General features: G+C 67.5%; 20 protein-coding genes. 12 read left to right on the top strand and 8 right to left on the bottom strand.

Annotated features, from left to right (window positions below; translation table 11 throughout):
- Window positions 1–83: 83 nt before the first annotated feature.
- The 3 genes from ACLM5J_RS10530 to ACLM5J_RS10520 are packed head-to-tail and all read right to left on the bottom strand — an operon-like array spanning window position 84 to window position 2,955.
- Entirely contained in the window at window positions 84–1,235 is a 1,152-nt protein-coding gene (locus tag ACLM5J_RS10530; protein ID WP_413656363.1) for an acyl-CoA dehydrogenase family protein, read from the bottom strand.
- Complete coding sequence (locus tag ACLM5J_RS10525; protein ID WP_413656362.1) at window positions 1,232–2,143, bottom strand: crotonase/enoyl-CoA hydratase family protein; 912 nt, start codon at window positions 2,141–2,143, stop codon at window positions 1,232–1,234. The genes ACLM5J_RS10530 and ACLM5J_RS10525 overlap by 4 nt, the downstream gene beginning before the upstream one ends.
- 5 nt (window positions 2,144–2,148) lie before the next feature.
- Window positions 2,149–2,955, bottom strand: coding sequence for an enoyl-CoA hydratase/isomerase family protein (locus ACLM5J_RS10520; RefSeq protein ID WP_413656361.1), 807 nt, complete (start codon window positions 2,953–2,955; stop codon window positions 2,149–2,151).
- Between the two features lie 128 nt (window positions 2,956–3,083).
- Between ACLM5J_RS10520 and ACLM5J_RS10515 the strand changes: the two genes are divergently transcribed.
- The 5 genes from ACLM5J_RS10515 to recO all read left to right on the top strand — a co-directional run bounded on the left by ACLM5J_RS10515 (window position 3,084) and on the right by recO (window position 7,672).
- The gene (locus ACLM5J_RS10515; RefSeq protein ID WP_413656360.1) at window positions 3,084–3,722 is read left to right on the top strand and encodes a TetR/AcrR family transcriptional regulator; all 639 of its coding nucleotides are present in this window, start codon (window positions 3,084–3,086) and stop codon (window positions 3,720–3,722) included.
- Between the two features lie 78 nt (window positions 3,723–3,800).
- Complete coding sequence (locus ACLM5J_RS10510; RefSeq protein WP_413656359.1) at window positions 3,801–4,871, top strand: phosphotransferase family protein; 1,071 nt, start codon at window positions 3,801–3,803, stop codon at window positions 4,869–4,871.
- Window positions 4,872–4,884: 13 nt separating this feature from the next.
- Window positions 4,885–6,144 (top strand): acyl-CoA dehydrogenase family protein, encoded by a 1,260-nt coding sequence (locus ACLM5J_RS10505; RefSeq protein ID WP_413656358.1) that lies wholly within the window; start codon window positions 4,885–4,887, stop codon window positions 6,142–6,144.
- On the top strand, window positions 6,141–6,896 hold the full coding sequence (locus tag ACLM5J_RS10500) for an SDR family NAD(P)-dependent oxidoreductase (protein ID WP_413656357.1): 756 nt from the start codon (window positions 6,141–6,143) through the stop codon (window positions 6,894–6,896). Before ACLM5J_RS10505 ends, ACLM5J_RS10500 begins: the two co-directional genes overlap by 4 nt.
- Window positions 6,897–6,931: 35 nt before the next feature.
- Window positions 6,932–7,672, top strand: coding sequence for a DNA repair protein RecO (gene recO, locus ACLM5J_RS10495; protein WP_413656356.1), 741 nt, complete (start codon window positions 6,932–6,934; stop codon window positions 7,670–7,672).
- Window positions 7,673–7,675: 3 nt separating this feature from the next.
- Here recO and ACLM5J_RS10490 read toward each other — a convergent pair whose 3' ends face one another.
- Window positions 7,676–8,140, bottom strand: coding sequence for a MarR family winged helix-turn-helix transcriptional regulator (locus ACLM5J_RS10490; protein WP_413656355.1), 465 nt, complete (start codon window positions 8,138–8,140; stop codon window positions 7,676–7,678).
- Window positions 8,141–8,187: 47 nt separating this feature from the next.
- On the opposite strand from ACLM5J_RS10490, the gene ACLM5J_RS10485 reads away from it, so the two are divergent.
- Window positions 8,188–8,952, top strand: a complete 765-nt coding sequence (locus ACLM5J_RS10485; RefSeq protein ID WP_413656354.1) for an isoprenyl transferase — start codon at window positions 8,188–8,190, stop codon at window positions 8,950–8,952.
- A 22-nt stretch (window positions 8,953–8,974) separates the two neighbouring features.
- Here ACLM5J_RS10485 and ACLM5J_RS10480 read toward each other — a convergent pair whose 3' ends face one another.
- Genes ACLM5J_RS10480 through ACLM5J_RS10465 form a run of 4 tightly spaced genes read right to left on the bottom strand, consistent with a single transcriptional unit; the run spans window position 8,975 to window position 12,189 of the window.
- A complete protein-coding gene (locus tag ACLM5J_RS10480; RefSeq protein ID WP_413656353.1) occupies window positions 8,975–9,391 on the bottom strand; it encodes a Fur family transcriptional regulator in 417 nt (138 codons plus the stop codon).
- Window positions 9,378–10,379: a metal ABC transporter permease gene (locus ACLM5J_RS10475; RefSeq protein ID WP_413656352.1), complete on the bottom strand. Its 1,002-nt coding sequence runs from the start codon at window positions 10,377–10,379 to the stop codon at window positions 9,378–9,380. Before ACLM5J_RS10475 ends, ACLM5J_RS10480 begins: the two co-directional genes overlap by 14 nt.
- Window positions 10,376–11,200 carry a metal ABC transporter ATP-binding protein gene (locus ACLM5J_RS10470; RefSeq protein ID WP_413656351.1) on the bottom strand — a complete coding sequence of 275 codons (825 nt, stop codon included), beginning with the start codon at window positions 11,198–11,200 and terminating at the stop codon, window positions 10,376–10,378. Before ACLM5J_RS10470 ends, ACLM5J_RS10475 begins: the two co-directional genes overlap by 4 nt.
- Window positions 11,194–12,189 (bottom strand): metal ABC transporter substrate-binding protein, encoded by a 996-nt coding sequence (locus ACLM5J_RS10465; RefSeq protein ID WP_413656350.1) that lies wholly within the window; start codon window positions 12,187–12,189, stop codon window positions 11,194–11,196. Before ACLM5J_RS10465 ends, ACLM5J_RS10470 begins: the two co-directional genes overlap by 7 nt.
- A gap of 192 nt (window positions 12,190–12,381) precedes the next feature.
- On the opposite strand from ACLM5J_RS10465, the gene ACLM5J_RS10460 reads away from it, so the two are divergent.
- The 6 genes from ACLM5J_RS10460 to ACLM5J_RS10435 all read left to right on the top strand — a co-directional run bounded on the left by ACLM5J_RS10460 (window position 12,382) and on the right by ACLM5J_RS10435 (window position 17,358).
- A complete protein-coding gene (locus tag ACLM5J_RS10460; protein ID WP_413656349.1) occupies window positions 12,382–12,696 on the top strand; it encodes a DMT family transporter in 315 nt (104 codons plus the stop codon).
- Between the two features lie 69 nt (window positions 12,697–12,765).
- Window positions 12,766–14,178 carry a glycine--tRNA ligase gene (locus ACLM5J_RS10455; protein WP_413656348.1) on the top strand — a complete coding sequence of 471 codons (1,413 nt, stop codon included), beginning with the start codon at window positions 12,766–12,768 and terminating at the stop codon, window positions 14,176–14,178.
- A gap of 34 nt (window positions 14,179–14,212) precedes the next feature.
- On the top strand, window positions 14,213–14,887 hold the full coding sequence (locus ACLM5J_RS10450; RefSeq protein ID WP_413656347.1) for a hypothetical protein: 675 nt from the start codon (window positions 14,213–14,215) through the stop codon (window positions 14,885–14,887).
- A gap of 57 nt (window positions 14,888–14,944) precedes the next feature.
- Window positions 14,945–16,075: a tRNA dihydrouridine synthase DusB gene (gene dusB / locus ACLM5J_RS10445; RefSeq protein WP_413656346.1), complete on the top strand. Its 1,131-nt coding sequence runs from the start codon at window positions 14,945–14,947 to the stop codon at window positions 16,073–16,075.
- Window positions 16,076–16,199: 124 nt separating this feature from the next.
- On the top strand, window positions 16,200–17,063 hold the full coding sequence (locus ACLM5J_RS10440; protein WP_413656345.1) for a hypothetical protein: 864 nt from the start codon (window positions 16,200–16,202) through the stop codon (window positions 17,061–17,063).
- A 64-nt stretch (window positions 17,064–17,127) separates the two neighbouring features.
- On the top strand, window positions 17,128–17,358 hold the full coding sequence (locus tag ACLM5J_RS10435) for a FitA-like ribbon-helix-helix domain-containing protein (protein WP_413656344.1): 231 nt from the start codon (window positions 17,128–17,130) through the stop codon (window positions 17,356–17,358).
- Window positions 17,359–17,460: the final 102 nt, after the last annotated feature.

Here is a 17,460-nt window from a genome sequence, read left to right as displayed (position 1 = left end):
ACTGTTGCTTCCCGCCGGGAGTCCCGGACCTGGGACCGCTGCTCGGCGGCCCACGGTCCGGGACAACGTGCCGGGCCAGTTACTTACGGGCGACCGACGATCTTGCGGCCGATGATGAGCTTCATGACCTCGTTCGCACCACCGAAGATCCGCTGGATCCGGGCGTCCTGGTAGGCCCGACCGACCGGGTACTCCAGCATGAAGCCGTAGCCGCCGTGCAACTGCAGGCACCGATCGATCACGTCGTTCTGGAGGTCCGAGGTCCACCACTTGGCCTGAGCGGCGTCGACGTCGGTGAGCTCGCCGGCGTTGAGGGCCAGGATCGCCTGGTCGACGAAGACGCGAGCGACGTTGACGATGGTGTGCATCTCGGCCAGCTCGAACTGGGTGTTCTGGAAGTCCGCGATCCGCTGGCCGAAAGCCTGACGGTCCTTGGTGTAGGCGATGGTGTCGCTCAGCACGGCTTCGGCCACCGCCACGGCGTGGGCGGCGATGGAGATCCGCTCCAGGGGGAGCATCGCCTTCAGCTGCCCGAAACCGCCACCGATCTCGCCGAGCACGTTCGCGGTCGGGACGAAGACGTCCTCGTAGACGAGCTCTGCTGTGTCCTGGGCGTGCAGCCCCACCTTGTTCAGCTTGCGGCCGCGGGAGAAGCCCGGCATCTCCCGCTCGACCACGAAGAGGCTGAAGCCGCGGGGCCCGCCCTCCGGATCGGTCCGGGCGACGGTGATCACCAGGTCGGAGTTGATGCCGTTGGTGATGAAGGTCTTGGCGCCGTTGAGCACCCAGCCACCTTCGACCTCACGGGCCGAGGTCCTGATGCCCTGCAGGTCGCTGCCGGTCCCGGGTTCGGTCATCGCGATCGCCCCGATCAGCTCGCCGGCGATCATCGGCGGGAGCCACCGCTGCTTCTGCTCCTCGTTGCCGATCTCAGCGATGTAGGGGATCGCGATGTCGTCCTGCAACGAGAAGCTGGAGGCCAGCGAGGTGGCATGGACCCGGGCGAACTCCTCCAGGATCACGTTGCGGAACCGGTAGTCGCCGCCCGCGCCGCCGTACTCCTCGGGTGCGGCGAGGCCGAGCAGCCCCTGCTTGCCGGCCGCGAGCCACACCTCACGGTCGATGATCCGCTGCTCCTCCCAGCGTTCGAGGTGGGGTACGACCTCGCGCTCGACGAAGGCCGCGACCGTGCCGCGGAAGGCCTCGTGGTCTTCGGTGTAGAGCGTGCGCTTCATCGGGGGTCCTCCAGCATGGTCGGGTCGAAGATGGGAGCGGGCAGGGTGCCCAGGATCTCGGGTAGGTCGGCCGAGACCCGGTCGGGGAAGGCGGCGGGACGCCGCTCGACGAACGAGGCGAACCCCTCGTGGCCGTCGGCGCTGACGCCGCGCAGGTTGAGGCCGAGGGTCTCGGCGTGGTGGGCCTCCATCGGGTGCGCGGCACCCTGCATCCGCCAGAGCAGTTGCCGGGAGAGGGCCGCGGAGACCGGGGCCGCGTTGTCGGCGATCTCACGGGCGATCTCGGTGGCCGCGCCGAGCAGCTCGTCGACCGGGTGCAGGCTGCGGACGAGTCCCTTCTCCAGGGCCTCGTCGGCGGTGAAGATCCGGCCGGTGAAGACCCACTCCAGGGCGGTCTGCATGCCGACCAGACGCGGCAGGAACCACGACGAGCACGACTCGGGGATGACGCCGCGGCGAGTGAAGACGTAACCGAACTTGGCGTGGTCGGCGGCCAGTCGGATGTCGGCGGCCAGGATCATCGTTGCGCCGACCCCGACCGCGGGGCCGTTGACGGCGGCGATGATCGGCTTCAGGGAGTCGTACATCCGGAGCACGACGCGGCCTCCGCCGTCGCGGCGGCGCGGCATCTCGTCTCCGGGTACCTGGAACTGGGTGCCCGCGGGGGCTGTCGGGCTGGTCCGCCAGGCGGTGAACGCGTCACCGCCGTCGGAAGCGTCCATGCCGGCGCAGAAGCCACGGCCCGCGCCGGTCAGCAGCACGACGCGGACGTCGTCGTCGGCGTCGGCGAGGTCGAACGCCTCGATCAGTTCGGCCTCCATCTCGTCGGTGAAGGCGTTGAGTCGGTCGGGGCGGTTGAGCGTGATGGTGGCGATGCCGTCGGCGACGGCGTAGCGCAGGGTTTCCACGGTGATCACCTGTGTCTGTAGTCGGGAGCGCGCTTCTCGAGGAAGGCGCGCATGGCCTCGGGCTGGTCCTCGGTGAGCGCGGTCAGCACCTGCTGGCGGTTCTCGAACTCGATCGCCGTCTTCAAGCTGGGGATCTCCAGCGCCATCCACATGCCCTCCTTGGTGAGGGCCACCGATGCGGGTGGGTTGGCGACGATCTCGGCCGCCTTGGCGAGCGCGACGTCGAGCAGCGAGTCGGCCGCGACGACCTGGGTCAGCAGGCCGATCCGGTGCGCCTCGTCGGCGGTGAAGCGACGTCCGGTCAGCATCAGTTCATGGGCGTTGCCGGCGCCGACGATGCGGGGCAGCAGCCAGGAGAGGCCGATGTCGCAGGCGGAGTAGCCGGCCCGGATGAATCCGACCGCGAAGACCGCCGGGTCTGCGGCGATCCGGATGTCGCTGGCGCAGACCAGCGCCAGGCCGCCACCGGCTGCGGGTCCGTTGACGGCGGCGATCACCGGCTGGGGGAGGGAGTGGATCCGTTCCACCAGACGTGCGATCTCGCGTTGCCGATCGAGGGTGCCGAGGGTGAAGCCCTGTTCCTCGATCCGTTCGGGGTCGCCGTAGCCGTTGAGGTCCAGCCCGGCGCAGAACGCCCGTCCGGCCCCGGTCAGGACGACCACGCGCGCCTCGCGGTCGGCCGCGATCTGGGTCAACGCGTCGTGGAGCGCGGCCACCAGGTCGCCGTTCAGGCTGTTGAGCTCGGCGGGGCGGGACAAGGTGAGCTGCCGGACGCCTGGTGCCGGCTCACTGATCACCACGGGCAAGGACATCGGATCTCCTGATCTCTCCGGATCGACGTCCTATCTAAACAAACGATCGGATAGTTGGCTAGTGTTTGAATGTCTCTGGCCGCCGTACGGCGTGCCGTGGGTCCAGAGCTGAGGAAGTAGGAGTCGCGATGGCCAAGGGTGTCCAGGGCAAGCCGCGCCAGGGCAAGGCGCCGGTACTGCGGGCAGCGATCGAGAACTTCAACGAGGTCGGATATCACGCCACCTCGATGCGCGACATTGCTCGTGGGGCCGACGTCACTGTGGCGTCGATCTACCACCACTTCCCCTCCAAGCAGGAGGTGCTGCAGGAGATCATGGTCGGCACGATGAGCGACGTCATCTCGGCGACGCGGACCGCGCTGTTGGCTGCCGGGCGCACGCCGCGGGAGCAGCTCTCTGCCCTGGTTCGCGCCTGGATCCTCTTCCATACTGGCCGCCAGGAGGAGGCGCTGATCGGCGCCTCCGAACTCCGCAGTCTGGATGCGGTCGGTCGCAAGATCGTGGTCACGCTCCGTGATGAGCAGCAACGGATGTTCGACGACGTGATCACCCGCGGGGTGGAGATGGGCGACTTTGCCACGTCGCATCCGCGCGAGGCGGCGCGCGCGGTGATCAACATGGGCTACTCGGTGGCCAGTTGGTACCGCGCAGACGGCGAGGCCTCGGCCGAGGAGATGGCGCAGCGCTACATCGAGTTGGCGCTCGGCACGGTGGGCTACCGGGGGTCGGTCGATCAGGGTGCGGAACCGAAAGGCCTGGACGGCTAGTTTCCGCCGACTCCTTGCGGAGTGGGCCTCCGATCCCTACTGTCTATCCAAACAAGCGTTTAGATAGGAGTGAGTGTCGTGACCCCTGTGACCGCCTCGACCGAACCGACCGAGAGCCTCGGCGCCGACGGCCTGCTCGACCTGCCCGCCCTGGAGCGGTACCTGAGCGCCGAGCTGGACGGCGGCCTGGCCGGACCGCTCACCGCTCGGCTGATCGCCGGCGGCCGCAGCAACCCCACTTACGAGGTCTCCGACGGCACGACGCACTGGATCCTGCGCCGTCCGCCGTACGGCGAGGTGCTCCAGTCGGCGCACGACATGTCGCGCGAGGCTCGCGTGATGAGCGCGCTGGCCGGCTCCGCGGTGCCGGTGCCGGATGTGGTGCTGGAGTGCGACGACCCCTCCGTGCTGGGGGCCGGCTTCTATCTGATGGTCAAGCTGGAAGGCCGGACCTACCGCACTCACGACGACACCGCCACGCTCACGGTCGACGAGCGGCGCCAGCTCACCGAGCGGATGGTGGAGACCCTGGTGGAGCTGCACTCCAACGACCCGGCTCAGGTCGGTCTCGCGGACTGGGGGCGCGCTGAGGGCTACCTCGAACGCCAGGTTGCCCGCTGGGCGCGACAGTGGCACCGGATCAAGACCTCCGAACGGCCCGAGGTCGACGAACTCGCCGAGCGGCTCACCCGCTCGATGCCGCCGCTCCGGTTCCCGGGGATCGTGCACGGCGACTTCAAGATCGACAACCTGATGGTCGCCGTCGACGACCCGAGTCGGATCCTGGGTGTTCTCGACTGGGAGATGTCGACCCTCGGCGACACGCTCGCCGACCTGGGCGTGCTGATCAGCTTCTGGGACGAGATCGGCCAACTGCACAACCCGATCACCGCCGGCGCCACCGCCCATGAAGGCTTCCCGACCGGTGCGGAGGTGATCGCCCTCTACGCCGATCGCCGCGGCATCAGCGTCGACGATCTCGAGTGGTACGTCGCCTTCGCCGACTTCAAGATCGCGGTGATCCTGGAGCAGATCCACCACCGTCACCTGCAAGGCACCACGGTGGGCGACTGGTTCGACGACATCGGCGGCATGGTCGGTCCGTTGCTGACCCGCGCCCGCGACCGCGCGGACCGCGCCGAACTCTGAACAGGAGCATGTGATGACCCTCCCTCTCGACCGCGGCGGACTTGACCACGATGGGCTCGGCCTCGACCTGTCGCCCTCGCCGAAGGCGCGTGAGCTGCGCACTGAGCTCATCGACTTCATGAACACGTCGGTCTTTCCGGCCGAGCACGCGTACCACGCCTACCGCAAGGCCGCTGGGCCCGACGATCACACGGTGCCCCCGGTGATCGAAGAGTTGAAGCAGGAGGCGCAGCGGCGGGGGTTGTGGAACCTCTTCCTGCCCGATGTCTCGGGGATCTCGCAGCTGGACTACTCGGGGCTGGCCGAGATCACCGGGTGGAGCCTGGAGCTCGCGCCGGAGGCGTTGAACTGTCAGGCACCCGACACCGGGAACATGGAGCTGTTGCACCTCTTCGGTGCCCCGGAGCAGAAGAAGCAGTGGCTGGAGCCGCTGATGGCCGGCACGATCCGGTCGGCGTTCGCGATGACCGAGCGGGACGTCGCCTCCTCGGACGCGACCAATATCGAGACCAGCATCGTGCGCAACGGTGACGAGTATGTGATCAACGGCCGCAAGTGGTGGACCAGTGGCGCAGCGGACGAACGGTGCCAGTTCTTCGTGGTGATGGGTAAGACCGACCCCACGCTCGCTCGACACCGCCAGCAGTCGATGGTGATCGTGCCCCGGGACACTCCTGGCGTGGAGATCGTCCGCGACGTCCCGGTCTTCGGGCGCCACGACCAGCACGGTCACTGTGAGGTTCTGTTCACCGACGTCCGGGTGCCGGTCGCGAACATCCTGGGGGAGGAGGGCGCGGGCTTCGCGCTCGCGCAGGCTCGGCTCGGCCCTGGTCGGATCCATCACTGCATGCGGGCCCTCGGTGCTGCCGAGCGGGCGATGCAGCTGATGACGGAGCGGGTCCAGAGTCGGGTCGCGTTCGGCAAACCCCTTGCTGAGCAGGGGATGGTGCAGCAGCAGATCGCCGAGTCGCGGCTCGCGATCGAGCAGGCCCGCCTGCTCTGCCAGCACGCTTCCGCCGTCATCGACAGGTGCGGCAACAAAGCGGCAGCGCCTTACGTATCGATGGCGAAGGTCTCGGTGCCGCGGGTTGCGCTCGATGTGATCGACCGGGCGATCCAGGTCCACGGTGGCGCCGGCGTCAGCGACGACGTGCCGCTGACCGCGATGTACGGCTGGCACCGGGCGATGCGGATCTTCGACGGTCCCGACGAGGTCCACCTGCGGACCATCGCCAAGAACGAACTGGGCCGTCACCAGGAGTTGGCTCCATGAGCAGGCCCGATCTGAGCAACCAGGTAGCCCTGGTCACCGGTGCCACGTCGGGGTTGGGTCGCCGGTTCGCCCACGTGCTTGCCGCGGCGGGGGCGACGGTGGCAGTGGCCGGACGCCGGGAGGGCCGGATCGCCGAGGTGGCCGCCGAGATCGAGGCGGCCGGTGGGACGGCGCTGGGCGTTCGACTCGACGTCGGTGACGCCGCGTCGATCAGCACGGTGGTGCAGGAGTTGAGCGACGAGGTCGGCGTCCCGCAGATCCTGGTCAACAACGCTGGCATCCCGGACGCCGCCCGCGCCCATCGGATGCCGCTCGACCTCGTCGACCGGGTGCTGGGCACGAATCTGCGCGGGCCGTGGTTGCTGAGTACCGAGATCGCTGCCCGGCTGATCGAGGCCGAGCTTCCGGGCCGGATCGTCAACGTCTCCTCGATGAGTGCCTTTCACTACGCCGGTGAAGGGGCTGCGCTCTACTCGGTCACCAAGGCCGCGGTGAACCGGATGACGGAGGCGCTCGCCGTCGAGTGGGCCCGGCACCGGATCAACGTCAACGCCATCGCCCCCGGTGCGTTCTCCACCGAGATGATGGACGGCATGATCGAACGGATCGGGGACCCCAGCGCCGACTTCCCACGCCGCCGACTCGGCGAACCGTCCCAGTTGGATTCCACCCTGCTCTACCTGGTCGCCCCGGAGTCCGAGTTCGTCACCGGAACGGTGGTCAAGGTCGACGACGGCCAGACCCATCGCTGATCGTTTCTGTCGTCGGGGCAGGGCACAATGGACCTGTGCCTCTCTACCGTGCTGAAGCCGTCGTGCTCCGCACCCACAAGTTGGGTGAAGCCGACCGCATCATCACTCTGCTGACCCGCTCCCAAGGACTCGTCCGTGGTGTGGCGAAGGGTGTCCGCCGGACCACCTCGCGTTGGGGTTCCCGGCTGGAGCCCTTCACCCACGTCGATCTGCAGTTGGCGGAGGGGCGCAACCTCGACACGATCACCCAAGCCGTGACGCTGACCCCGTTCCAGGCCCGGCTCGGGCTCGACTATGACCGCTACACCGCAGGCACCGCGATGCTGGAGACTGCGGAACGGCTGATCGCTGAGGAGCGTCAGCCGTCACCGCAGCAGTTCCTCCTGCTGGTCGGCGGCCTTCGAGCGCTGACCAGTGACGACCCGGACGAGGTGCGAGCCCCAGGGCAGATCCTGGACTCGTTCCTGCTGCGCTCGCTGGCGGTGGCGGGCTATGCACCGTCGTTCGACGGTTGCGCCCGCTGCGATACACCGGGACCACACCGCTGGTTCAACCCTGCGGCGGGTGGCATCCTCTGCGCGGCTTGCCGATTGCCAGGTTCTGCGAACCCGGCGGCCGAGACGGTGAACGTGCTGAGTGCGTTACTCACGGGTGACTGGGCTGAGATTGCGGCCTCGGAAGGGCGGCATCTACGTGAGGCGACTGGCCTAGTGGCTGCCTACCTGCAGTGGCACCTGGAGCGCGGGCTACGTTCGCTGGCCTACGTCGAGCGGTGAGGCTCAGTCGGCCGAACTGATGGGATCGTCGGGTTCGATCCACCCGTCGACCGTGTTGTTGAACCGCCGCAGCGCGGCGAGGAACTCCCAGCGCTGGGTCTCGCTCCAATTTCCGAGAATGGAGTAGAGCACCTGGCGGCGGTGGGCGCGGGCCTGCGCGATCGTCTCTTCGCCGAGCGGAGTCAGGTTGAGGATCGCTGCTCGGCGATCCGTGGGATCAACGCGTTTCGCGGCTAGTCCGAGGCGGATGACAGCCTGCACCTGGCGCGTGATCGTGGAGGGGTCGAGCCGGAACCGATGTGCAATAGCACCGAGTCGCATAGGCCCTTCGTCATCGAGGAGGCAGAGAATGCCGTAGATCGAGCGGTCCAGTTCAAAATCCCCCGATTTTGTCGAAACATGGATGGCCTGACTTCGTCGGAAGAGGATGAAGAGCTGCTGCTCGATCTCTTCATTGGTGTACACCATGCGGGGACTATAAACCTGCCGTCGGTGCTACCGCTTATCTTTGTCCTGTGAGATTTGTGCCCCGCGCTCCCCGTCCCCATCCCTCCGGTGCAACGCCGCCGAACATCCCCGCTGAGCTGGTCCCGCGCCACGTCGCGATCGTCATGGACGGCAACGGTCGCTGGGCGAAGGAGCGGGGTCTACCGCGCACCGCGGGCCACGAACAAGGAGAGAGTTCCCTCTTCGACGTCGTCGAAGGCGCGATCGAGATCGGCGTGAAGGCGGTCTCCGCCTACGCCTTCTCCACCGAGAACTGGGCGCGGTCGCCCGACGAGGTGCGCTTCTTGATGGGCTTCAACCGCGATGTCATCCGGCGCCGTCGCGACGAGATGCACGAGCTGGGCGTCCGGGTGCGCTGGGCGGGCCGCGCTCCGCGGTTGTGGAAGTCGGTGGTCAAAGAGTTGCAGGCTGCAGAAGAGTTGACCAAGAACAACACCGTGGCGACTTTAACGATGTGTGTGAACTATGGAGGTCGTGCCGAGATCGCGGATGCTGCCAAAGCATTGGCGCGAGATGTTGCATTAGGCAAGATTAATCCGGACAAGGTCGACGAAAAGGTCTTCGCGCGTTATCTGTATGTGCCAGAAGTTGCAGATGCGGACATGATCTGGCGCACCTCGGGTGAGCAACGGCTCAGCAACTTCATGTTGTGGCAAGCCGCCTATTCGGAGTTCGTCTTCTCCGACGTGTTGTGGCCCGACGTCGATCGCCGGCACCTGTGGCAGGCGATCGACACCTACGCCCGCCGGGACCGGCGTTACGGGAGCGCCTAGGGCCCGGTGCCGGCCGCAGACGTCAGCGGCAGTTCGCGCACGTGCCGAAGAGCTCCAGTGTGTGGCTGATCGCGGTGTAACCGTGCTCGGCGCTGATCGCCTCGGCCCATCGCTCCACAGCCGGACCCTCGATCTCCACCGTCGCGCCGCAGGCGCGGCAGACCAGGTGATGGTGATGGGTGGCCGAACAACGCCGATAGGCCGCCTCGCCGTCCTCGGTCCGCAGCACGTCGAGGTCCCCGGACTCCGCCATCAGTTGCAGGGTGCGGTAGACCGTGGCCAGGCCGACGGTCTCGCCGGCTGCGGTCAGCAGCGCGTGGATCTCCTGGGCGCTGCGGAAGTCGGTGAAGCTCTCCAGGATCTTGGCGACCGCCAACCGTTGCTTGGTCGGGCGCACAATGGCGGGTTTGGGGTCAAGGCGCGCCTCAGTGTTCGTCATAGTGACTCCCGTGGGATGCGTGACGGTGGCCGTCGTGGACGTAGTCGACATGGTCGCCGTGGGGGATCGCCGGGTGACCACAACCATCTCCGTGGACGTGGGGATGCTCGTCGATGGTGTGGTGGATCAACGGATCGACCTCGACGAACGGGATCCGGCGGCGCTGGCGTCGGCGTAGCCAGGCACCGAACGGCCAGGTGAGCGCGAAGATGGTCAGCGCCAGCATCACGATGGTCGGGCCGGGGCTGACGCCGTCGATGTGGAACGAGGACCAGGCGGCGAGCAGCAGGCCGCCCCACGAGGCGGCGAGGCCGAGACCCATCGCCGCGATCAGGGTGGTCCGGAAGCTCCGGGTCACCTGCTGTGCGGTGGCGACCGGAATGATCATCAGTGCGGAGACCAGAAGCAGACCGACGGTTCGCATCGCCACGGTCACGGTGACCGCGGCGAGCACCGCCAGCAGCAGGTTGTAGGCGCGCACGTTGAGTCCGGCGACCTTGGCGAACTCCTGGTCCTGGGCGACGGCGAAGAGTTGGGGGCCGAAGCCGATGCCGATGCAGATCACCGCGGCGGCCAGCGCCATCGTGATCCAGACGTCTTCGACCGAGATCGTGGTGATCGAGCCGAAGAGGAATTCCTGGAGCCGGGCTGCGGACTGCCCGGCGATGCCGGTGATCAGCACGCCGCCGGCGATGCCGCCGTAGAAGAGCAGGGCCAGCGCGACGTCGCCCCCGGAGTTGCCGCGCTCGCGGATGATCTCTATCAGCGCGGCACCGAGGATCGCGACACCGACCGCGGTCCAGGTCGGCGAACTGCCGGTCAGCAGGCCGAGCGCGACACCGGTCACGGCCACATGCCCGAGGCCGTCGCCCATCAGCGAGAGTCTGCGCTGCACCAGGTAGGTGCCGACGATCGGGGCGGCTAGCCCGGTGAAGATGGCAGCGAGCATCGCGCGGATCATGAAGTCTGCGGTGAGGACCTCGATCACGGCGTCACCTCCGGGGAGTCGACGGGGGACGAGACGTTGAGCAGGTGGTCGGTGAACTGCTCGGGATGGGTGTGGTGGTGGTCGTGCGTGCCGCCGAAGAGGGGGGTGTGCACGTCGGCGTCGGTCAGCGGGGCGCCGTCGTAGGCGATCTGGCCGTCGCGCATCACGACCGACCGGTCGATCAGCGGTGCCATCGGACCGATCTCATGGGCGACCAGGACCACCGTCGCGCCGCGCTCCTTGAGCACCTTCAACGCTTGGGCGAGCGCCTCCTGATTGGGCAGGTCGACGCCGGCCGTCGGCTCGTCCAGGAGGATCAGTTCGGGCTCGCCGGCCAACGCGCGGGCGATCAGCACCCGCTGGTGTTGGCCGCCGGACAACGTGGTGACCGCGTGCCGGGAACGGTCGGCGAGGCCGACCACCTCCAACGCGTTGGTGATCGCCGCGCGGTCCGCAGCACTCTTGGGCCGGAGTGGGCGCCGTCGGGTCAGCCGACCGGAGGCGACCACCTCCCAGACGCTGGTCGGTACACCTGCCGCGGCCGACGGGCGTTGCGGGACGTAGCCGAGCCGGTGCCACTCCCGGAAGCGGCTGAGCTCGGTACCGAAGAGCTGCACGGAGCCACGCGCCAGCGGGCGTAGGCCGGTCATGGCGCGCACCAGGGTCGACTTGCCGGATCCGTTGGCCCCCATCAGCACCACGAACTCGCCGCGGTTGATGGTCAGGTTGAGGTGACGCAGGACCGGGCGGCCGTCGATCAGGACGGAGCCGTCCTGCACCGTGATGACGGCGGGTTCGTTGCCCGGCTCCTGGTTCAGCATCCGTTGGCCTTGCTCAGCTTGGTCAGGTTGGCGCGCATCAAAGAAAGATAGTCCTCTTCGGCGGTCAGGTCCGAGAGGCCCTCGATCGGGTCGAGCACCTCGCTGGCGACGCCGGCGTCCTTGGCGACGGTGGTGGCCGCCTTGTTGCTGGAGAGCGACTCGGAGAAGACCGTGGTGATGCCCTCCTTCCGGATCAGATCGTCGAGCCGGGTGCGGTCGGCGATGGTCGGCTCGACACCGGGGGAGAGGCCGGTGATGGTCTCGAACTCCAGGCCGTAGCGGCTCAGGTAGCCGAAGGCGGCGTGGTTGACGACGACCACGTTGCGGGTGCAGCCGCGCAAGGTGCTCGTGTAGTCGGCGTCGAGCTTCTCCAGCTTCGCGCGGAAGGCGGCGGCGTTGGCGGCGTAGTCGTCGGCGTTCGCCTCGTCGAGGGTGCTGAGCTCCTCGGCGATCGCGTCGGCGAAGTCGGCCATCTTCAGCGGGTCCTGCCAGAAGTGGGAGTCGAGGTCGCCGTGGTCGTGGCCCTCGTGGCTGCCCTCGTCCGCATGCGCGGCGTGCTGTTCGTCGGTCTCGCCGAAGTGCTCGTCGCCGTGGTCGTCATGCGCCTCGTCGGCGGCGTGGTCGTCGTACGGCTCCAGGGCGACGACGTCCGCGGCGTCGAGCACGGTGCCCTTGGCGTTCTGCTTGATCGCCTTGTCGACGGCGGGCTGGAAGTCGGCGAGGTAGACGACGAGCGCGGACTCGGCGATGTCGGCGGTCGCCTTCACGCTGAGTTCGAGGTCGTGCGCCTCCTTGCCGGGCTGGGTCAGGTTCAGCACCGTGAAGTGGTCGCCGGCGACCTGTTCGGTGGCGTAGGCGAGCGGGTAGAACGCCGCCGTCACCTGGTCGCCTTCGTGGGGATCGGAGCCGCTGTTGGTGAGAGCTGAACATCCCGTCAGGGCAGGGATGCTGACGAGGGCGGTCAGGGCGAGTGCCGAGTTCAGCTTCATGAGAAGCATTCTCATTCGAAATGAGAATCGTTGTCAAACTGGGCGTGGTGAGTCCGGTCACCAACGCCCTCTTCGGCGTGCCACGGTGAGTTTCCGTTGCTAAGCTCGAGGAGAACCTGACGAGGTGCGCCGTACCAGGTCAAAGCACGACGGCGCGGATCTGTTGAATCCGACTCGAAGGAGCGTCTCGTCATGGCTTGGTTGGTTCTCGTTGTCTCCGGTGTCCTGGAAACCGTCTGGGCCTCGGCCCTCTCGGAGTCGCGGTCGTTCACCCGTCCGGTGCCCACCAGCATCTTCGCGGTCGCTCTGGTCGCCAGCATGGCTGGCCTCGGCTACGCGCTGCGGACGATCCCGGTCGGGACCGGGTACGCCGTCTGGGTCGGGATCGGCGCCGTCGGCACCGCGATCTACGGCATGGTCGCGCTCGGCGATTCGGTGAGCATGGTCCGGATCCTCTGCCTGCTGCTGCTGGTCACCGGAATCGTCGGCCTCAAGCTCGCTCACTGAGCGCGATGGGTAGGCTGGCCCGACTGTCGGTAGCCAGCCGATGGACCCGAATTCAGGAGCACAGTAAACGTGGCCAAAGCCCCCGCATCCATCGTCGACAACGTCGTCTCGCTCGCCAAGCGTCGCGGATTCGTCTTCCCCTGCGGTGAGATCTACGGCGGCACCCGCTCTGCTTGGGACTACGGCCCGCTGGGCGTGGAGCTCAAGGAGAACATCAAGCGCCAGTGGTGGAAGGCGATGGTGCAGGGCCGCGAGGACGTGGTCGGCCTGGACTCCAGCATCATCCTGCCCCGCGAGACGTGGGTCGCCAGTGGTCACGTGGCCACCTTCAATGACCCGCTGACCGAGTGTCAGTCGTGCCACAAGCGCTACCGGGCCGACCACCTGCAGGAGGCGCTCTTCGAGAAGAGCGGTGAGAAGCACCCGGAGTGGACGACGCCCGACGACGTGCCGCTGAGCGAGATCGTCTGTGTCAACTGCGGTACCCGCGGCTCGTGGACCGAGCCCAAGGAGTTCTCCGGCATGCTCAAGACCCACCTCGGTGTCACCGAGGATGAGTCGGGTCTGCACTACCTCCGTCCGGAGACCGCCCAGGGCATCTTCCTCAACTTCGCGAACGTGGTGACCTCGGCGCGTCGCAAGCCGCCGTTCGGTATCGCTCAGATCGGCAAGAGCTTCCGCAACGAGATCACCCCGGGCAACTTCATCTTCCGCACCCGCGAGTTCGAGCAGATGGAGATGGAGTTCTTCGTCAAGCCGGGTGAGGACGAGGAGTGGCACACCTACTGGATCAACGAGCGGATGCGGTGGTACACCGACCTCGGTGTCGACCCGGAGAACCTGCGTCTCTACGAGCACCCGTTGGAGAAGCTCTCGCACTACTCCAAGGGCACCATCGACATCGAGTACCGGTTCCGGTTCGCCGGCTCCGAGTGGGGCGAGCTGGAAGGCATCGCCAACCGGACCGACTTCGACCTCACCACGCACGCCCAGCACTCGGGTGCCGACCTGTCGTACTTCGACCAGGCCGCGAACGAGCGCTACACCCCGTACGTCATCGAGCCGGCAGCCGGTCTGTCGCGCAGCCTGATGGCCTTCCTGGTCGACGCGTTCCACGAGGACGAGGCGCCCAACACCAAGGGCGGCGTGGACAAGCGCACCGTGCTCCGTCTCGACCCGCGCCTGGCGCCGGTCAAGGTCGCGGTGCTGCCGCTGAGCCGCAACGCCGACCTGTCGCCCAAGGCGAAGGATCTGGCCGCGGAGCTGCGTCGTAACTGGAACGTCGACTTCGATGACTCCGGCGCGATCGGCCGTCGCTACCGTCGTCAGGACGAGATCGGCACGCCGTACTGCGTCACCGTCGACTTCGACACCCTCGAGGACAACGCGGTGACGGTCCGCGAGCGAGACTCCATGTCGCAGGAGCGGATCAGCCTCGACGGCATCTCCCGCTACTTCGCCGAGCGGCTTCTCGGAGCTTGACCCGCGAGCGCGGCGCAGCGTGCACAATGACGCCATGAGTTCTGGTCGTCTGGTGCCCGCTGCGCTCGCGCTTGTCCTGTCGTTCTCCCTCGTCGCCTGCGGTGGGGATGACAAGGAGAAGAAGGCCGAGCCGAAGGCTGAGACCAGCCAGCCGTCCGCCACCGACGGTGCGACCCCGACCCAGGACGCCTCGGGGATGACGGTCTGGGGTGCCACCCTCGCCTTCGGTGACGCGGCCCGGTTCACCTGGAAGCCGCGGCGCAAGATCGACGGCGTCGTCGAGGTCGCCGTGAGCAGCGTCAAGCAGGTCACGATGGACCAGTTCTCCGGCTTCAAGCTGGACGACGCGATGCGCAAGTCGACGCCGTACTTCGTAACGGTGAAGGCGACCAACATCGGCGACAGCGACCTGGGCGGGATCGAGCTTCCGCTCTTCTTGGACAACGGGTCCGACGTCCTGCACCCGCCGGCCAACATCGCGGGGAAGTTCAAGCCGTGCGGTAACAGTGCGCTGCCGGACGAGTTCCAGCCGAACGCCACCGCAGATCTCTGCCTGGTCTTCCTCGCGGTCCCGGAGACCAGCATGCGCGCGGTCGCGCTGCAGACCACTGAGTCGCCGCAACCGATCACCTGGACCGGCGCGATCGAGAAGCCCGCGAAGAAGGGCAAGAAGGGCGCCAAGAAGAAGGGCGCCAAGAAGAAGTCCTGAGGTCGGCCGTGGCGAGGTGATTTGTGCGAGCCAACCCCCGCTGCCGACAATGGCTGGGTGTCTTTGCAACTCGGCTCCCTGACTGTTGACGTACCGGTGGTGCTCGCTCCGATGGCGGGGATCACCAACGCCGCCTTCCGGCGACTCTGTCTGGAGCAGGGAGCCGGCCTCTACGTCTGCGAGATGATCACCTCGCGCGGACTGGTCGAGGGCGACGCCACCACCAAGTCGATGCTCGCCTTCGACGAGTTGGAGACCGTGCGCAGCGTCCAGCTGTACGGGACCGATCCGGTCTACGTCGGTAAGGCCGCCGAGATCCTCTGCGCCGACTTCGGGGTTGCGCACATCGACCTGAACTTCGGCTGCCCGGTCCCGAAGGTGACCCGCAAGGGCGGTGGCGGGGCACTGCCCTGGAAGCGTGGGCTGTTGGGGGAGATCCTGACCGCAGCCGTCAAGGCTGCGGAGCCTTACGACGTCCCGGTCACGATGAAGACCCGTAAGGGCATCGACGACGACCACATCACCTATCTGGACGCCGGCCGGATCGCCGAGGAGACCGGAGTCGCCGCGATCGCGCTGCACGGTCGCACCGTGCAGCAGGCGTACTCGGGCCAGGCCGACTGGGACGCGATCGGCGAGCTCGTGCAGCACGTGAACATCCCGGTGCTCGGTAACGGCGACATCTGGGAGGCGCGCGACGCCGTCCGGATGGTCGAGGAGACCGGTGCGGCGGGCGTCGTCGTCGGGCGTGGCTGCCTGGGCCGGCCGTGGCTCTTCCGCGATCTGGCGGCTGCGTTCACCGACGGCCTGGACGGCGTCGCCACCCTGCCGAACCTCGGTGAGGTGAGCGTGATGATGCGTCGCCACGCCGAGCTCCTCTCCCAGTACATGGGGGAGGAGAAGGGGTGCAAGGAGTTCCGCAAGCACGTCACCTGGTACCTCAAGGGCTTCCGGGCCGGCGGTGCTCTTCGTCACAGTCTGGCGCTGGTCTCGAGCCTCGCTGCGCTCGACGAATTGCTCGCCGAACTCGACCCGGCCGAGCCGTTCCCGGTGGGTGAGCTGGGCACGCCGCGGGGCCGCCAAGGCGCGCCACGTAAGAAGGTTGTGCTTCCCGAGGGGTGGCTGGACGACGCTGACGGGGCTGGTTGCGCGGTGACCGAAGAGGTCGACTCGTCGTCGGGGGGCTGATCGGTCAGATTCCGCCGTTCCGCGGACGTCGAGGGGATTTTTCACCGGACATGTGTTTGACTCGAACATCGTGTCCGCGGGGGGCGGGCACTTGCCCTGTAAGCAAGAGCAAAGGATCAGCGCTGTGGCCCAAGGACGCCACAAGCGGGAAACCAATGCCCGCAAGATGCCGTCGGTCGCCACGATCGCGGCTCCGGTCGCCTCACTGGCGACCCTCGCCACCGTCGGCGTGGGAGTTCTCGCCGCGAGCCCCCAGGTCGCGCAGCAGGTCGGTGCCGACGCCTCCAAGCCCGTAGCCGGCGCTGCCTCGGTCGCTGCCACCCGCGGCGAGCAGGCCTCGCGCAGCACGCTGCGCACCGAGGAGCTCTCCACGAGCGCGACCTTCGCCCGCAAGGCCTCGCGGGCCGGTACCCGGGACGCGATCGACGCCGCGAAGACGAAGCTGTGGGCCACCGAGGACCTCAACCTCTGGTCGGCCTCGCTCGGCGAGGGCGAGAACCTCGGCGAGATCAAGAGCGGCGACGAGGTGCTGGTCACCGGACGTCGCGCCAACGGACGCGCCGAGGTGGTCTGGAAGGGCAAGGCGCGCTGGGTCAACGCCGAGTACCTCAGCGCCGACGAGCCGCTGAGCGGAACCGACGGCGTCTGCAGCAACGGCGCCAGCATCGCGTCGGGCGTCAGCCCCAACGTGGTCAAGGTCTTCAACGCGGTCTGTGCACGTTTCCCGCAGATCAGCACCTATGGCACTCTGCGCAACGACGGCGAACACGGCCAAGGCCTTGCCGTCGACATCATGGTCAGCGGTGAACTCGGCTGGCAGGTCGCGGAGTACATCCGCGAGAACCGGGTCGCCCTCGGCGTCAGCTACCTGATCTACTCGCAGAAGATCTGGTCGGTGCAGCGCGGCGGCGAAGGCTGGCGCTCGATGTCGAACCGTGGCTCGGTCACCGCCAACCACTACGACCACGTCCACGTCACGACCTATTGATCCGTCAAGCTGCCGGCCTCTTCATCGCCGGGGTCCGCGCTAGCAGCGTTGCTAGCATCGAGACATGCCTGCTCTCCATGTTCGTGACGTCCCCGAGGACACTGTCGCTGCGCTCAAGCGCCGAGCGGCGAGGCATGGGCATTCGGTAAAGCAGGAACTTCGCGAGGTTCTCAACAGCGCAGCGCGGGAGCCCTTGTCCGCCGAGCTTCCGCGGCGGATCGACCTGCAGATGGCTGAGGTGGGGCCCGTCGCCGACTTTGATCGCGCGGAGCACTACGGCGACGACGAGCGTTGAGGAGGGCGGCCGTCGTCGTTGATACCAACGTGTGACTGGCGGCGACTGATCCTGCACGGTTGAGCCACCGTGCCGCCTTGGCGTTCTTGCGCCACGATGAGT

The sequence above is a fragment of the Nocardioides sp. Bht2 genome (assembly GCF_047308515.1).
Taxonomy (GTDB): Bacteria; Actinomycetota; Actinomycetes; order Propionibacteriales; family Nocardioidaceae; genus Nocardioides.
Note: the sequence above shows the minus strand (reverse complement) of the source record. Positions and strands in the feature narration are given on the sequence as shown.

What these genes read in the sequence shown, in the direction of transcription:
- ACLM5J_RS10530 (WP_413656363.1), bottom strand. Translation starts at nt 1,235, where the DNA reads ATGAAGCGCACGCTCTACACCGAAGACCACGAGGCCTTCCGCGGCACG.
- ACLM5J_RS10520 (WP_413656361.1), bottom strand. Translation starts at nt 2,955, where the DNA reads ATGTCCTTGCCCGTGGTGATCAGTGAGCCGGCACCAGGCGTCCGGCAG.
- ACLM5J_RS10435 (WP_413656344.1), top strand. Translation starts at nt 17,128, where the DNA reads ATGCCTGCTCTCCATGTTCGTGACGTCCCCGAGGACACTGTCGCTGCG.
- ACLM5J_RS10505 (WP_413656358.1), top strand. Translation starts at nt 4,885, where the DNA reads ATGACCCTCCCTCTCGACCGCGGCGGACTTGACCACGATGGGCTCGGC.
- ACLM5J_RS10465 (WP_413656350.1), bottom strand. Translation starts at nt 12,189, where the DNA reads ATGAAGCTGAACTCGGCACTCGCCCTGACCGCCCTCGTCAGCATCCCT.
- ACLM5J_RS10490 (WP_413656355.1), bottom strand. Translation starts at nt 8,140, where the DNA reads ATGGTGTACACCAATGAAGAGATCGAGCAGCAGCTCTTCATCCTCTTC.
- ACLM5J_RS10470 (WP_413656351.1), bottom strand. Translation starts at nt 11,200, where the DNA reads ATGCTGAACCAGGAGCCGGGCAACGAACCCGCCGTCATCACGGTGCAG.
- ACLM5J_RS10450 (WP_413656347.1), top strand. Translation starts at nt 14,213, where the DNA reads ATGAGTTCTGGTCGTCTGGTGCCCGCTGCGCTCGCGCTTGTCCTGTCG.
- ACLM5J_RS10480 (WP_413656353.1), bottom strand. Translation starts at nt 9,391, where the DNA reads ATGACGAACACTGAGGCGCGCCTTGACCCCAAACCCGCCATTGTGCGC.
- ACLM5J_RS10500 (WP_413656357.1), top strand. Translation starts at nt 6,141, where the DNA reads ATGAGCAGGCCCGATCTGAGCAACCAGGTAGCCCTGGTCACCGGTGCC.
- ACLM5J_RS10515 (WP_413656360.1), top strand. Translation starts at nt 3,084, where the DNA reads ATGGCCAAGGGTGTCCAGGGCAAGCCGCGCCAGGGCAAGGCGCCGGTA.
- ACLM5J_RS10460 (WP_413656349.1), top strand. Translation starts at nt 12,382, where the DNA reads ATGGCTTGGTTGGTTCTCGTTGTCTCCGGTGTCCTGGAAACCGTCTGG.